The organism is Streptococcus himalayensis, assembly GCF_001708305.1.
In the GTDB taxonomy this organism is placed as follows: Bacteria; Bacillota; Bacilli; order Lactobacillales; family Streptococcaceae; genus Streptococcus; species Streptococcus himalayensis.
This window is the reverse complement of record NZ_CP016953.1, coordinates 25,102-41,090: the sequence shown is the minus strand read 5'-3', so window position 1 is coordinate 41,090 and position 15,989 is coordinate 25,102. Positions and strand designations below refer to the sequence as shown.

Genomic DNA, 15,989 nt, shown 5'->3' with positions numbered 1-15,989 from the left:
TGATGGCTAGGCCTGGATAGCTTTGACCTCAAGCCAAACACATGAAGAGCCTATCATTTTCAGATAAGGGTTTTCATAAAAGTTGTCTTTTTCATCATGAAATTTTGTTAACAGGTTGGTGAAAAATAGGATAAACAAATGTATATATGTAACTGTCGTGAAAATATTTTGAAAAATGCATGCAGCTAGGAAATGGGTACATGCATTTTCTGCGTACGTCTGTCGTGGCTTTGACTTCATTTTCCTATGAAAAGTGGAGGAAGTGTGGTATAATGGAAAATATTTAGATTTTTGAGGAGAAAGAAAAATGGAAGACCCTGGCAGTCAGACCTTATTACAACAAAGCCTATTATTAGTCGTGTTAACCTTATTCAATGCTTTTTTCTCGGCTACCGAGATGGCTATGGTATCGCTCAATCGAGCGCGTGTCGAGCAGAAGGCTGAAGAAGGCGATATCAAGTACATGCGTTTGTTAAATGTGTTAGAAAATCCTAATAATTTTCTATCCACGATTCAGGTTGGCATTACCTTGATTACGATTTTATCAGGGGCTAGTCTTGCAGATACTTTGGGGACTGAGATTGCCAAATGGATGGGCAATTCAGAAACAGCCAGAGCAGCCTCAAGCTTTTTAGCTCTGGCACTATTGACCTATATTTCTATTGTATTTGGAGAATTGTATCCGAAGCGGATTGCATTGAATCTTAAGGACGCTTTGGCGATTCGCACGGCTCCGTTTATTATTTTTCTAGGGAAACTCGTCAGTCCCTTTGTCTGGCTGTTGTCAGCATCGACCAATTTGTTGAGTCGCATCACACCGATGACTTTTGATGATGCAGATGCGAAGATGACACGGGATGAGATTGAGTATATGCTGACCAAAAATGGCGAACAGACCTTGGATGCTGACGAGATTGAAATGCTACAAGGCGTGTTCTCGCTGGATGAGCTGATGGCAAGAGAGGTCATGGTTCCTCGGACCGATGCTTTTATGGTGGATATTCAAGATGATACCAAAGAGATTATCGAGCGTATTTTGAAGGAAAATTATTCACGGATTCCGGTCTATGATGGAGATAAGGATAATGTCATTGGGGTGATTCATACCAAGCGCTTGCTGAATGCGGCTTTTACAAATGGTTTTGACAATATTGTCCTGCGTAAGATTTTGCAAGAAGCTTTGTTTGTCCATGAGACAATTTTCGTGGATGATTTGTTGACGGAGCTTCGTAATACACAAAATCAGATGGCTATTTTGCTTGATGAATACGGTGGAATGGCAGGGCTTGTGACCTTGGAAGACTTGCTAGAGGAGATTGTCGGAGAAATTGATGATGAAACGGACAAGGCAGAGATTGATGTTCACCAGATTTCTGATTTGACCTATATTGTTCAAGGTGCTATGAACCTCAATGACTTCAACGAATACTTTGATGTCGAGCTAGAAAGCGATGATGTTGACACCATCGCAGGCTATTATTTGACGGGTGTTGGCTCTATTCCGACGGCCAAAGAACGCCTCTCTCATGAAGTGGAAAGTCAAAACAAGGTACTGACTTTGACCAATGATAAGGTCAAAAGCGGCCGTGTAACCAAGGTTAAGCTAGAAATTCGTCCCTTGGAGCTTGAAGAAGCAGATGCCAAGAAAAAGGACTAAACATGCAGGACTTGACTGAGTGGGACATGCTTGGGGGTGAGAGATTTACTCCGGCATTCCATCAGAGATGACCCGTAACGACTTTTATAAGATTGAAAAAGACTTAGAGCATACATTCCGATTGGAAGTGTCTAGGTCTTTTTTGCATATTGAGCCTAAAAATACTTGTCAAAAAAAGGAGAAAGTGCTACAATAGATTTTACAAAATAACATAACAACAGATTAAATTGAGAGGTATTCCCAATTTCAGAAAGGAGAAGGTAGATGGAACATCTAGAAGTGACAGCTAAAGAGCTGATTGAAAATGTAGAAAAGGAATTACAGACTTGTGAGAAAGGGCTTCGTGAGGAGTTAAAGCTAAGAGAAATCTTTGAAGATGTCTACTCGATTCTCCAAAAGGAAACCGACAATAATAAGCTTTTCATCGGCCTTGAAAAATTTTATCAGTCTGTAAGTTTGATGATTGGCTTAAGTCATCTTGAGATGACGGAGGAAGCACGTCTAGCTTGGCGAGCCTATGATCGTTTTCATTTCAAGGAAGTCAAACCACAGCTTCGTCTTTATGGCTGGGTTGTAGCTTTGTAAGAGAAAAGACTTGAATTTCCTTTTGGATAGGGGAAATTCAAGTCTTTTTTAGCTCAATGATGACGTTTGGCAAAATCGACAAAGCGGAATTTTTCTAATTTATGGCGGCTCTCAGTAAATTGAAATTGTTGACCATCTGTAAGATAAACCTTGGATTTGACGGATACTACATGATGGTCTCCCTTGATATCCATGAGTATTTTATCCCGATCTCTTGCTTGATCGATGGTAATTTCCTTTGTGGCATAGGCAATTGGAAGATGGAGTTTTTCTTCCAAATAGGCATAAATCGAATCCTCTGCGATTTGGCGTGTGAGCTCAGGAGCTACCTGTTTATCCAGATAATCCGTGTCAAGAACAGAAGCGACATTATCCACGACCCGTTGGCGGACAATTTTCCAGACAATGCGAAATTCAGGAAAGCCAGTCAGTTGGGATAATTTTTGATCGACAGTGACCTTTTCTAAACTAATGACATTCGTGATGGAGTTGATTCCGTATTGCTCAACCAATTCGCGATAGCTGGTCAAGTGAGAAACGGGAAAGTCAATTTGCTCTTTTTTGAGCACTTTTGACCCTTGGCCACGAATTTTTTGAATCAAGCCTGCTTTTTGGAGCTCTTCAAGGGCCTTGCGTACGGTATCACGGCTGACAGCATAGCGTGCCATCAGTTCGTATTCGCTGGGGAGAAAATCACCGGTTAGGTAGGTTTCCTCTAAAATCTGTCGTTCTAATTCTTTAAAAATCTGCTGGTATTTCTTCATAGATGCCTCACTTGTTTTGTTTTTACCATACAACTGGGAACATTTTAGCAAAAAAATGTTTGAATTGCAACAAACAAGTTGCCTACAAGTTTGGTATCGGTTACAATGGGGTTATAAATGAAACAGGATATTTTCGCGATCAAGAAAATGTCCGAAAAAAGGAGACGAATTCCATGGGGAAATTTGAAAAGGACGCCAAGGTCTTACTTGAGGCTGTTGGCGGCAAGGAAAATGTTTCTGCGGTTACTCACTGTGCGACGCGGATGCGTTTTGTACTAGCAGATGAGAAGAAAGCAGATGTTCGGGCAATTGAAGCTATTCCTGCAGTGAAGGGAACCTTTACCAATGCAGGGCAGTTTCAAGTGATTATCGGCAATGATGTACCGATTTTCTACAATGACTTCACAGCCGTATCAGGCATCGAAGGAGTGTCAAAAGAAGCAGCCAAAGCTGCAGCTAAGAGCAATCAAAATCCTGTTCAACGGGTGATGACGATGCTAGCGGAAATCTTCACGCCTATCATTCCAGCTATTATCGTTGGGGGATTGATTCTTGGTTTCCGTAATGTCTTAGAATCTGTGGGTATGCCATGGTTAGGACAACAAATTGCAGATGGTGCCAAAGTTTTTGATGTAGATGGCAATCCTGTATGGAACACTATTACCATGGTTTCACCATTTTGGAATGGGGTCAACCATTTCCTATGGCTTCCAGGGGAAGCAATCTTCCATTTCTTGCCAGTAGGCATTACCTGGTCTGTGACCCGTAAGATGGGAACCAGTCAAATTCTTGGGATTGTATTGGGGATTTGCTTGGTCTCTCCACAGCTCCTCAATGCCTACGCAGTGCCTGGGACATCTGCGGCAGAAATCGCTGAAAATTGGACTTGGAATTTTGGTTTCTTTACGATCAATCGTATCGGTTACCAAGCGCAAGTCATTCCAGCCCTCCTTGCTGGGCTTTCACTGTCCTATCTTGAAATTTTCTGGCGCAAGCGGATTCCAGAAGTCGTTTCGATGATTTTTGTACCCTTCTTGTCCCTCATTCCAGCCCTAATCTTGGCTCATACAGTCTTAGGACCAATCGGTTGGACTCTTGGTCAATGGATTTCAGCGGTGGTGCTTGCTGGTCTGACAGGCCCTGTGAAATGGCTCTTTGGTGCGGTTTTTGGTGCCCTTTATGCACCGTTTGTCATCACAGGTCTTCACCACATGACCAATGCAGTGGATACGCAGTTGATTGCAGATACTGGCGGTACTGGTTTGTGGCCAATGATTGCCCTTTCAAATATCGCTCAAGGTTCAGCTGTATTGGCCTACTACTGGATGAATCGTAAAAATGAACGCGAAGCCCAAATTTCACTTCCGGCAACGATTTCAGCCTATCTTGGGGTGACAGAACCAGCTCTCTTTGGGGTGAATGTTAAGTATGTTTATCCATTTGTAGCAGGTATGATTGGTTCAGGGATTGCAGGTTTCCTTTGCGTTAGTTTTAATGTAACAGCTAATGCCATTGGTATTGGAGGAATTCCTGGTATCTTATCTATCCAAGCCAAATATATGTTGCCATTTGCAGCGATTATGCTGGTTGCTATTGGAGTGCCGTTTGTTTTGACAATCTTCTTTAGAAAAGCAGGTTTCTTTACCAAGGCAGAAGATGAAACAGTCAAAGCTCCGCAAGTTGAAGCACTTCAAGAAGCCAAAGAAGCGGCTACAAAAGTCGAATTAGTAGAAGTAATGAGCCCATTGGCAGGGGAGGTTATGCCTCTTAGCCAAGCAACGGATCCTGTCTTTGCCCAAGGTGTGATGGGGCAAGGAGTTGTGATTGTACCGAATGAGGGCGAGTTGGTAGCACCAGTGGATGGTGTTGTATCGGTTCTCTTTCCAACCAAACATGCCGTAGGCATTGTGTCAACAGATGGCGTGGAGATGCTCATGCACATCGGAATGGATACGGTTAATTTAGAAGGACGAGGCTTCACAGCCCATGTCAGCCAAGGAGATACTGTCAAGGCTGGTCAAGTATTGATTCGATTTGATATGGATGTTATTCGAAATAGTGGTTATGTTACTGAAACACCAGTGATTATCACCAACCAAGATCAGTACCAAGCAGATGCCTTGGGAGAATTGCCACGCACAATTCAACGTGGAGAAAAGCTGATGATAGCTAGTCGTTTGTAAAAAGTTGGAGAAGGGGAGTGGAGGTTTGTCTCACCCCTTCCTTCTGTTTAGAGAGGAATAATAAGAAAAGAAGCTTATGGTAGTAGATAAGAGCAAAGTTGTCTATCAAATTTATCCAAAATCGTTTAAGGATACGACTGGAAATGGGATTGGAGATTTTCGAGGGATTATTGAGAAAATCCCTTACTTGAAAGAGCTTGGTGTCGATATGGTCTGGCTGAATCCATTTTATCCAAGCCCACAGCGTGATAATGGCTATGATATTTCTGATTATAAGGCTATCAATCCCTTGTTTGGGGATATGGCAGATTTTGAGGAAATGATTGAAGCTGGAAAAGAGCAGGGCATTGAATTTATGCTAGATATGGTGTTAAATCACTGTTCGATAGAGCATGAATGGTTCCAAAAAGCCCTTGCTGGCGATGAGTATTACCAAGACTTTTTTATCCTACGCGAGGAGCCAACGGACTGGGTTTCTAAGTTTGGAGGGAGTGCTTGGGCTCCTTTTGGAGATACTGGCAAATATTATCTTCATCTTTTTGACGAAAGTCAGGCAGATTTGAATTGGCGCAATCCCCAAGTCCGTAAGGAACTGTTTCAGGTGGTCAATTTCTGGAAAGACAAGGGAGTCAAAGGATTTCGTTTTGATGTGATTAACTTGATTGGTAAAGACGAAGTTTTAGAGAATTGCCCTATCAATGATGGAAAACCCGCTTATACCGATCGGCCTATCACTCATGATTATCTGCAGATGATGAACAAGGCAACCTTTGGAGCGGATGAAAGCTTTATGACTGTTGGAGAGATGAGCTCAACCACTATTGAAAATTGTGTCCTGTATTCAGCTCCAGATCGCAATGAATTGTCGATGGCTTTTAATTTTCATCATCTAAAAGTGGATTATGAAGAGGGTCAAAAATGGACTTTGAAGGCTTTTGACTTTGAAGAATTAAAAACCTTGTTCCATACTTGGGGGCAGGAAATGAGTGAGCAGAACGGTTGGAGTGCTCTGTTTTGGAATAATCATGACCAACCGCGTGCCCTTAATCGTTTTGTGGATGTCAAACAGTTCCGATCAGAAGGGGCCACCATGTTAGCAGCGAGCATTCATTTATCCCGCGGCACACCTTATATATACATGGGTGAAGAGATTGGCATGCTCGATCCAGACTATGATTCGATGGCCGATTATGTAGATGTGGAAAGTTTGAATGCCTATCGAATCTTGCTTGCAGAAGGAAAGTCAGAAGAGGAAGCACTAGCTATCATCAAGGCAAAATCGCGCGACAATACACGAATTCCAATGCAATGGGATGCAAGTTTGAACGCGGGCTTTTCCACAGGAACCCCTTGGTTGAAGGTAGGCAAATCTTACCAAACTATCAATGTAGAAGCTGAACAAAAAGGTTTAATTTTCAATTTTTATAAGGAGCTAATTGCCCTTCGAAAAAAAGAAAAGATTATTGCAGAAGGGAACTATGTGCCAGCCTTTGTGGATAGTCAGCAGATTTATGCTTTTGAACGCCAGTACCAAGGACAAAAACTTTTAGTCTTGAATAACTTTTATGCTGATGCAGTCAGCCTGACTTTGCCAGAAGAATACCGAGAAGCCCAAGTGCTGATTGGTAACTATGCTGACAGCAAGATTGACGAAAGCATTTGCTTGCGAGCCTATGAAACGCTAGCGATTATCCTTCGATAAAAGCTGGTTGATTGAAAAGTTTATGAGAAAGTCTAAGGAGATGAAAGAGCCTTTTATCTCCTTTTTCTGTTATAGTACATGAAAATAGTTCTTGAAAAACAGATTGTTTTCTAAAAAATAGACAAAATAGGAGATTTTCCACTGATAAATGTTATAATAAGGATATAAAACGTTTTCAAGAGGGTATGGCAATGGAACAAGAAACGATTGATTATGGACAAGTAACAGGTTTGGTGCATTCTACGGAGAGTTTTGGTTCGGTAGATGGTCCTGGGATTCGCTTTATTGTCTTTTTACAAGGCTGTAAAATGCGTTGCCAGTACTGCCATAACCCAGATACATGGGCAATGGAGAGCAATAAGGCGCGTGAACGGACGGTGGATGATGTCTTGAAAGAAGCTCTTCGTTACCGTGGTTTTTGGGGCAAGCACGGAGGTATTACTGTCTCTGGTGGGGAAGCTCTCCTACAGATTGATTTTTTGATTGCTCTTTTCACAAAGGCACATGAGCTGGGCATTCATTGTACGCTGGATACCTGTGCCCTTCCTTTTCGCAATAAGCCAGAATATCTGGTGAAGTTTGACCGTTTAATGGCAGTGACGGACTTGGTTCTCTTAGATATCAAAGAAATCAACGAAGAGCAGCATAAAATTGTGACGAGTCAAACCAATAAAAATATTTTGGACTGTGCCAAGTATCTTTCTGATATGGGCAAACCAGTTTGGATTCGTCATGTCTTGGTGCCTGGCTTGACAGACCGTGATGAAGATTTGAAAGAATTGGGCGAATTTGTTCAAACACTGAAAAATGTTGATCGTTTTGAAATTCTGCCTTATCACACCATGGGTGAGTTTAAATGGCGGGAATTGGGAATTCCTTACCCCTTGGCAGGTGTCAAACCGCCGACCAAGGATCGGGTAGACAATGCCAAGAAACTCATGCATACGGAAAATTACCAAGATTATCTCAAACGTGTGCATGGCAGCTGATACTCTTGTGATTATGATTGTTTAAATAGATAAATATGTTGGGGTGAAAGCCCAATCCTAATAGAAAAGCGAACAAAACTAGTTTTCTGACCTTCAGAATTCTGTCTTGTTCGCTTTTTTATCTCTCATATATTAAATGTTGTACCCATGTAATTTCAAAAATAGGCATTTGATGTAAACCTATTTATTTTTGGTGCAACATGAAGTAGGTTACGTAAGTCAAATAGGGTGATGTTTTAGCAGATGAAAAGTATGGATGTGCATAGCGTCTCCTAGAAAGTTGCATCATCTACGCTGTCCAACCAATCGCTAGCCGCCTTGGTGGTTGCAAGAAGAGCCCCTGATTTAAAGGGTGATTCAAGATTTGCAGCAGCAACGACTTGAAGGAAGGATTTTGTTCCACCGAGGTCACAGATACGAAGGTAATCTTCCCAAGCAGTTTCGTCCTTGTCTACTTGCGTGCGTTTCCAGAATTGGAGGGCGCAGACTTGGGCTAAAGTATAGTCAATGTAGTAGAACGGACTTGCAAAGATATGTCCTTGACGGTACCAGAAGATACCACGGTTAAGTGCTTCTGATTCAGAGAAATCACGGTCAGGCAGATAGAGTTCTTCCAAACGTTTCCAAGTTGCCTTGCGTTCTGCAGGTGTCATGGTTGGATTTTCATAAATTTCATGTTGGAAATGATCGACCAGAACCCCATAGGGCAAGAAGAGAAGGGCGCCTGCTAGGTGACCAAATTTATATTTGTTCACCTGTTCTTTAAAGAAGCGATCCATCCAAGACCAGGTCATAAATTCCATAGACATGGAGTGGATTTCACAGGTTTCATAAGTTGGCCAGATAACTTCAGGGCTGGCAATCCAACGTGAACGATAGACTTGGAAGGCATGCCCAGCTTCATGGGTCAAGACATCAATGTCGCCACTTGTTCCATTGAAGTTCGAAAAGATAAACGGACTCTTGTAATCTGGAATATAGGTACAATAACCGCCGCTATCTTTACCAGTTTTTGCAACCAAGTCAAGCAGACCATGTTCCACCATAAAGTCAAAGAATTCCCCTGTTTCTGCTGACAATTCGTGGTACATTTTTTGTGCTTCTCCGACGATAAAATCAGGATCTCCTTGAGGTGTTGGATTACCGTCTAAGAATTCCAAGGCTAAATCATAGTGTTTGAGGCTAGGCACTTGAATGCGTTTTGCTTGGCGCTCGCGTAGTTTTTGTACGATTGGCACGACATGTTTGAGAATTTCTTCACGGTAGACCTTAACCATATCGCGGTTGTAGTCAAAGCGATTCATGGCTGCATAACCATATTCGACGTAGTCTTTAAAGCCAAGAGTATGGGCAATATCAGTCCGAACCTTGACCAATTCATCATAGACACGGTCGAACTCTTCTTCTTTACTTGCAAAATAAGCTGTTGAAGCGTCAGAAGCAGCCTTGCGGACTGCACGGTCAGTTGATTGGGCAAAGGGTGCCATTTGGGCAAGGTTGTAGGTTTGACCTTGGAAGTCAATTTTTGCTCCCGCAATCAAGTCCCTGTACTGGTCTACGAGTTCATTTTCCTTTTGGAAAAGAGGAATAGCTTCAGAGGAGAAAATCTTTTGCTTGTTTTCAGCCAACATGAAGAAGGTTTCTGGTAAGAACTCACTTAATGCTGCACGGTATGGGCAAGCTAAAACGGCTTGGTAGTAGGCAGTTGTTAATTCTTCAAAGAGGGGGAGGTGTTCATTCCAAAACTTGGTTTCCTCATTGTAAAATTCATCCGTCATATCAATCGTATGGCGAATGTGCCACAAGTTCATCTGCGTGTCAATGGATGCATTGATTTTCGTGATGTTTTCTACGATATCAAGTGCTTCGTTTGCAGAAGTAGTTTGGTGCAATTGCTCTATTAAATCGGTCATTTGCTCTTTTATAAGAGCGTAATCAGGACGTGTATAGGTATAATCTGTAAATTTCATAAGTATTCCTTTCTTGATTACTATCTTACCTTTTTTGAAAGCGTTTTGCAAATCTTGGTAGAATGCCTCGCAAGCATCGAAGTAGGATAAACCAATGTGATAGCGTTTAATCTGAAAAGATAGAACGTGAATAGACTTATTCTGAAAACTTAAATATTGAAAGACAAGAAGTTCAAAATCCTATCTATATTACTTGGTTTAAAATTAACTCATGGAGTTTCCGAACAAGTCTAATGTTGATGGCTATTGTTCTACCTATAGTAAGATTGTTTTTAAGTACTTGGACTGCTAGCAGACTTATGCTATAATAGACCTAAGAAAAAATGATGAGGTATAACAGAATGTCAAAATTGTTAGTTTTTGGTCACCAAAATCCTGATACAGATGCGATTGCGTCTTCTTATGGTTGGGCCTATTTGGAACGTGAGGCTTTTGGTCGTGAGGCAGAAAGCGTAGCGCTTGGGACACCAAATGAAGAAACAGCCTTTGCTCTTGATTATTTTGGGGTAACAGCACCGCGCGTGGTAGAATCTGCTAAGGCAGAAGGTGTAGATCAGGTCATCTTAACAGACCATAATGAATTCCAGCAATCTATTTCTGATATTAAAGAAGTGGAAGTAGTGGCAGTTGTTGATCACCACCGTGTGGCGAATTTTGAAACAGCAAATCCTCTTTACATGCGTTTGGAGCCAGTTGGTTCAGCTTCTTCCATCGTTTATCGTGCCTTCAAGGAAAATGGTTTGACACCACCAAAAGAAGTGGCAGGTTTACTCTTGTCCGGTTTGATTTCGGACACACTCTTGCTCAAATCTCCAACCACTCATGCGAGCGACCCACAAGTGGCTAGAGAATTAGCAGAACTAGCAGGCGTTAACTTGGAAGAATACGGACTTGCTATGCTCAAAGCAGGAACTAATCTTGCTAGCAAAACAGCTGATGAATTGATTGACATCGATGCAAAAACCTTCGAATTAAACGGTAACGCCGTTCGTGTGGCACAGGTCAATACGGTTGATATTGCAGAAGTTTTGGAGCGCCAAGCAGAAATCGAAGCAGCCATTGAAGCTGCAAGTAAGGAAAATGGCTATTCAGACTTTGTCTTGATGATTACGGATATTGTCAACTCAAACTCTGAAATTCTGGCTCTTGGTCGCAACATGGATAAGGTCGAAGCAGCCTTTAACTTCACACTTGAAAACAACCATGCCTTCCTGGCAGGAGCTGTTTCTCGTAAAAAACAAGTGGTGCCTCAGTTGACAGAAAGCTTTGGAGCTTAAACGGACGACAAGCCTGGAAGACTAGAATGCAAAATGAGGCTAGCACCCCCTGGTTTCAATGTATTTCAGTCTGTAGGTAAAGTGAGCTTCAGCAAAGTTTGGCGAAGTGGTTTAGGGCTTCATTTTGAGAACCTGTTCTAGAGTGAGTGCCCATGACATCTATTTGCCAGTGGACTGATGACAGTAACATCGTTAGCAATATTTGCTGTGCCATAAAATGAGAATATGACAAAACAGGCTTGGAGGTTTTCCAGCCTGTTCCTATCTATCAAGGAGGGAACATGATTGAGATTATCAATCCAAGTCGCGTGACTAAACATTCGTTTTTTAGTAATATATTAGCTTATTTAGACCAACATGAGGATGTGATTTTACGAGATATCAAGCGGGAATTTGCGGATGTTCCCCACCTGGATCGTTTGTTAGAACAGTATATCACAAAGGGTTTGATCAAGCGAGAGAATAAGCGTTATTGTTTAACTCTTCCTTTTTTAGAAAGTCTTGACGAGGTTCAGTTGGATCAAGAGCTGTTTATTCGTAGCGACAGTCCGCTCTATCCTAAACTTGAAAAAATGGTTTTTCAAACAGAAATCCGAAATCAGACGAATGAGGTCATCATTGAGGAGCCAACAACAATCTTTCGTGACAGTCTGACCTTGTCCAACTATTTTTATAAGCTCAACCATGGCTATCCTCTATCTCCAGAGCAAGAGCCACTTTATGCAGTATTGGGAGATGTCAATCCAGAATATGCTCTCAAGTATATGACGACTTTTCTGTTGAAATTTGTCAAAAAAGATCAAGTTCCTCAGAAACGACGAGATATTTTTGTAGATAGCTTGGTTCTTTTGGGCTATATTGCTCCAAATCAAGAAGGAAAATATGAGTTGCAAATGGGGCTAGATAAGGAAGAATTACGGTTTTATACTCTATAAACATCAAAATCTGACTAGATTCCACAATTGAGAATTGTAGAAGGTGATAGCTAAAACTAGCCTAGCTGGTGTCCTAAAAACCGCAGGGGGAACGGGAGGTTAGCAGCTCTGTCTCACTTCCTTATTTCCAACCTTCAATAGTCCGTTGGACTGTTGAAGCAAGGTAAGTTAGCATCGCAGATGTTGATTGTTGACGAGTATGACACATGAAGCTGACCTATTTCAAGACGAAGCTCGATGGACAGCTATGGCAATTGCTAGGAACAAGGTCAATTTTATCGGTCTATGACGGTAGAGTACGAGATAGAAAGAAAAAAGGCAGGGAAATCCTAGCCTTTTATGCATGTCTCTGCAATGGTATAATCCCCTGCATAAGGAATTTTTTCACCATTTACAATTTGATAGGCATCCGCCCCTTTTCCAGCGATAATAAGGGCATCATGCTCGCCAGAGGTGCGTTTTAAGCCTTCGATAATGGCTGTTTCACGGTCTGGGATAATGGCTACCTCATGTGCTATAAAACTAGCAATTTCTTGGGCAATCTGAACAGGATCCTCATAGTTAGGATCGTCAGCAGTCAGAATGACTTCAATTTCAGGGTATTGGTTGAGGAGGAGACCAAAGTCTTTGCGACGGCTCTCTCCCTTATTTCCCGTTGCTCCAAGAATGAGAATCAACTTCCCTGTTTGATAGTCTTTGACGACTGAAAGGAGTTTTGCAAGACTATCTCCGTTATGAGCATAATCGACAAAGACTTTAGCACCATTTTGTTGGGTTAGGACTTCCATGCGTCCAGGGACACAGGTTTCAGCAATTCCAGCCTTTATGTCTTCTTTGGAGATGCCTAGACGAAGAGCTGCAAGGCCAGCTGCAAGGGCATTTTCTTGATTAAAACCACCGATGAGCTGGATGTCAAAGGCTCCTTCTAGTGCTCCGCTTGCTTTAAAAGAAAAGGCTTGAGAATGGGTGATTTGATTGGTTGAATGAGGGCCGTAAAAATCATGCTCTTGATCTGAAACTTGCTCTTTCATCACCTCGAAATAATCCATCCCGCTATTGACGACGACTGCTCTGCTATTTTCCATCAGAAGACGCTTGTGATAGAAATAATCTTCAAAGCTAGGGTGTTCAATAGGTCCAATATGGTCAGGGCTGATATTGAGGAAAATTCCAACATCAAAGGTTAAGCCATACACGCGCTTTTTAAGATAGGCCTGACTGGAGACCTCCATGATAAGGTGGGTTCGACCATTGCTGACAGCTTCTGCCATCATCGCAAATAGATCTAGACTTTCTGGAGTGGTGAGAGTGGACTTGAAAAAGGTCTTGCCGTCCAGTGTTGTATTCATGGTGGAGAGTAGGGCAGGCTTATGGTTTTGACTGAGGATGTGATAGGCAAAATAAGCAGCTGTTGTCTTTCCCTTGGTTCCCGTAAAAGCCATCAGTTTGAGATTTTTTTGAGGATGGTCGTAAAATTCCATTGCAATCAAGCTCATAGCCTGCTTGATGTCATTGACGATAATGACTGGAATGGAGACCTCAAAATCTACTTCACTAACATAGTAAGTCAGACCAGCCTCAATGGCTTGCTCCAGAAAAGCTGGTTTGAAGTTTTCTCCTTTGACAAAAAAGAGGGTAGATGAATCGACAGCACGACTATCGTAGCTAATCTTATCAAATACGACAGATTGAGCGCTATAGTGATAATGACCGTTTGAAATAATCTCACGAAAATTCGCATCGTTTTTTAAAATAGTAAGTACAGTTTCAATTTTAATCATGTTTCCATTATAAACCTAAGGGTCATGTTTTACAAGCGGAAAGGAAAAGTTTATAATAAGATGAGAAGAATGTCAGAGGTAATATATGAAAGAAAAAGAAACAAGTCAGCAGGAGCAGATGCTCCGTGGAACGGCTTGGTTAACAATTAGTAATTTTATCAGTCGTTTACTGGGAGCGATTTATATTATCCCTTGGTATATCTGGATGCAGCCTCATGCTGCTGAGGCAAACGGCTTGTTTACGATGGGATATAACATCTATGCTTGGTTTCTTCTGGTTTCCACAGCAGGGATTCCAGTTGCTATTGCAAAGCAAGTGGCAAAATACAATGCCAAAGAAGAGCGAGAGCATAGTTTTATCCTAGTGAGAGAATTTATCAACTTGATGCTCATCTTAGGCCTTGTTTTTGCGATAGGGATGTATCTCGGTTCTCCCTTATTTGCAGAAATGTCTGGTGTTGGAAAAGATCTCATTCCTGTCATGAGGAGCTTATCTTGGGCAGTTCTTGTATTTCCTGTGATGAGTGTTATCCGTGGATTTTTTCAAGGTTTCAATGATTTAAAACCCTTTGCGGTCAGCCAGATTGCCGAACAAGTGGTGCGAGTGATTTGGATGTTGGTAACAGCTTATCTCATCATGAATTTGGGTTCGAAAAATTATGTGGAAGCTGTGACCCAATCGACCTTTGCAGCTTTTATCGGAATGATTGCGAGTATGCTTGTCTTGCTTTACTTTTTATGGCAAGCGGATATGTTGGCTGCTATTTTGAAAAAGTCAAGTAAGAAAGAAAAGATTGATAGTAAAGCCTTGTTATGGGATACCCTTCGGGAAGCCATTCCTTTTATTATCACAGGCTCAGCTATTCAGTTATTCCAAATCATTGATCAAATGACTTTTATTAAATTTATGCAGGATTTGACCGATTATAGTAAATCAGAATTAGTGATTATGTTTAGTTATTTTTCAGCCAACCCTAATAAAATTACGATGATTTTGATTGCTGTGGCAACTTCTATTGGAGGGGTGGGAATCCCCCTTCTAACAGCCAACTATATTAAAGGAGATCGACCAGCTGTCGTCAAATTGATACAAGATAATTTGAGTATGCTCATGGCCTTTTTAATTCCAGCTACGGTCGGATCGATTCTCTTGGCAAAACCACTATACACAGTTTTTTATGGAGAAGCTGATTCCTTGGCTTTAGGTTTATTTATCTTTGCTGTTTCCCAGACCCTTCTATTGGGAGGGTATATGGTGCTTTCGCCGATGATTCAATCCTTGTTTCAAAATCGGAAAGCCGTGCTCTATTTTGTCTATGGATTCTTGCTAAAGGTGGCCTTGCAAGCTCCGATGATTTTTCTGTTTCAAGCGTATGGGCCTCTGCTTTCAACGACTGTAGGCTTGCTCGTTCCGATTGTATTGATGTATCGACATATTCAGCGCGTGACCAAATTGCGCTCAAACATTATCTTGAGACGAAGTTTGTTAGCTTTGATGTTGACTGGAATGATGGCAGTGGCTGTTTATCTAGCCCAATTCCTATTAGGATTTGTCTTTCATTCGCAAGGACGCTTGCTTAATTTGATTTATCTTACTCTGGTTGGTGGAATTGGAGTTGTAACCTATTTTTACCTGGGACTTTTGACACGCTTGCTTGATAAATTTTTAGGTGCTAGAGCAGAAAGTCTCCGCCAAAAATTGCATATTCCATAAAAAAGATTGAGACAGACAGCTATTAGCCTTGTCTGTTTCAGTTTTTTTGTTTGTCAAAAAACATAGATAGAGGGCGAGCTATTCACCTTAGACTCATCTGAAATCAAAGTTAGCATTTGTGCGACTTTCTTAGATGGTTCGGACGTAAACTACTTATTTTTTATGACTGTACTTTTCATCTGCTAAAAAAGCATCCTGTTTGACATACTTGGTTTATTTCACTTTGTGACAACATAAACATGCATATATAAAATTTATATTTTTGAAATTACAGGAGTATTATAGTCAACCAAAATCAAAATCTGACATCGTTAACTCATCTTGTTGAACTCCAGTTCTATCAGGAGGTGTTACCTAGTCGAATTTTGAGCTTTATAGAGTACTGGTAGAGAGCATAGGTCAAAGCTTACTGGTAACAAACATGCGGTGTAT

At 41.4% G+C, this 15,989-nt stretch carries 11 protein-coding genes; 8 read left to right on the top strand and 3 right to left on the bottom strand.

What is annotated here, in order from left to right; genetic code table 11:
- Positions 1 to 307 precede the first annotated feature (307 nt).
- Positions 308 to 1,657, top strand: coding sequence for a hemolysin family protein (locus tag BFM96_RS00100; RefSeq protein WP_068988822.1), 1,350 nt, complete (start codon positions 308 to 310; stop codon positions 1,655 to 1,657).
- Positions 1,658 to 1,921: 264 nt separating this feature from the next.
- Positions 1,922 to 2,242 (top strand): hypothetical protein, encoded by a 321-nt coding sequence (locus tag BFM96_RS00095; protein WP_068988819.1) that lies wholly within the window; start codon positions 1,922 to 1,924, stop codon positions 2,240 to 2,242.
- A gap of 53 nt (positions 2,243 to 2,295) precedes the next feature.
- On the opposite strand, the gene treR is transcribed toward BFM96_RS00095, so the two are convergent.
- Positions 2,296 to 3,006, bottom strand: coding sequence for a trehalose operon repressor (treR, locus tag BFM96_RS00090; protein WP_068988814.1), 711 nt, complete (start codon positions 3,004 to 3,006; stop codon positions 2,296 to 2,298).
- Positions 3,007 to 3,179: 173 nt separating this feature from the next.
- Here treR and treP point away from each other — a divergent pair, with 173 nt between their 5' ends.
- From treP to pflA, 3 genes are all read left to right on the top strand, one after another.
- A complete protein-coding gene (gene treP / locus BFM96_RS00085) occupies positions 3,180 to 5,189 on the top strand; it encodes a PTS system trehalose-specific EIIBC component (RefSeq protein ID WP_068988811.1) in 2,010 nt (669 codons plus the stop codon).
- Positions 5,190 to 5,265: 76 nt separating this feature from the next.
- A complete protein-coding gene (gene treC / locus BFM96_RS00080; RefSeq protein ID WP_068988807.1) occupies positions 5,266 to 6,891 on the top strand; it encodes an alpha,alpha-phosphotrehalase in 1,626 nt (541 codons plus the stop codon).
- Between the two features lie 191 nt (positions 6,892 to 7,082).
- Positions 7,083 to 7,880: a pyruvate formate-lyase-activating protein gene (pflA, locus tag BFM96_RS00075; RefSeq protein ID WP_068988805.1), complete on the top strand. Its 798-nt coding sequence runs from the start codon at positions 7,083 to 7,085 to the stop codon at positions 7,878 to 7,880.
- A gap of 272 nt (positions 7,881 to 8,152) precedes the next feature.
- Here the strand turns inward: pflA and BFM96_RS00070 are convergent, their stop codons facing one another.
- Complete coding sequence (locus BFM96_RS00070) at positions 8,153 to 9,850, bottom strand: M3 family oligoendopeptidase (RefSeq protein ID WP_068988801.1); 1,698 nt, start codon at positions 9,848 to 9,850, stop codon at positions 8,153 to 8,155.
- Between the two features lie 341 nt (positions 9,851 to 10,191).
- Between BFM96_RS00070 and BFM96_RS00065 the strand changes: the two genes are divergently transcribed.
- Positions 10,192 to 11,127 (top strand): manganese-dependent inorganic pyrophosphatase, encoded by a 936-nt coding sequence (locus BFM96_RS00065; protein WP_068988799.1) that lies wholly within the window; start codon positions 10,192 to 10,194, stop codon positions 11,125 to 11,127.
- A gap of 281 nt (positions 11,128 to 11,408) precedes the next feature.
- Complete coding sequence (locus BFM96_RS00060; RefSeq protein ID WP_068988795.1) at positions 11,409 to 12,062, top strand: DUF1803 domain-containing protein; 654 nt, start codon at positions 11,409 to 11,411, stop codon at positions 12,060 to 12,062.
- Between the two features lie 329 nt (positions 12,063 to 12,391).
- On the opposite strand, the gene BFM96_RS00055 is transcribed toward BFM96_RS00060, so the two are convergent.
- Positions 12,392 to 13,843 (bottom strand): UDP-N-acetylmuramoyl-L-alanyl-D-glutamate--L-lysine ligase, encoded by a 1,452-nt coding sequence (locus tag BFM96_RS00055; RefSeq protein ID WP_068988792.1) that lies wholly within the window; start codon positions 13,841 to 13,843, stop codon positions 12,392 to 12,394.
- Positions 13,844 to 13,928: 85 nt separating this feature from the next.
- Here BFM96_RS00055 and BFM96_RS00050 point away from each other — a divergent pair, with 85 nt between their 5' ends.
- Positions 13,929 to 15,557 carry a putative polysaccharide biosynthesis protein gene (locus tag BFM96_RS00050; RefSeq protein WP_068988789.1) on the top strand — a complete coding sequence of 543 codons (1,629 nt, stop codon included), beginning with the start codon at positions 13,929 to 13,931 and terminating at the stop codon, positions 15,555 to 15,557.
- Positions 15,558 to 15,989: the final 432 nt, after the last annotated feature.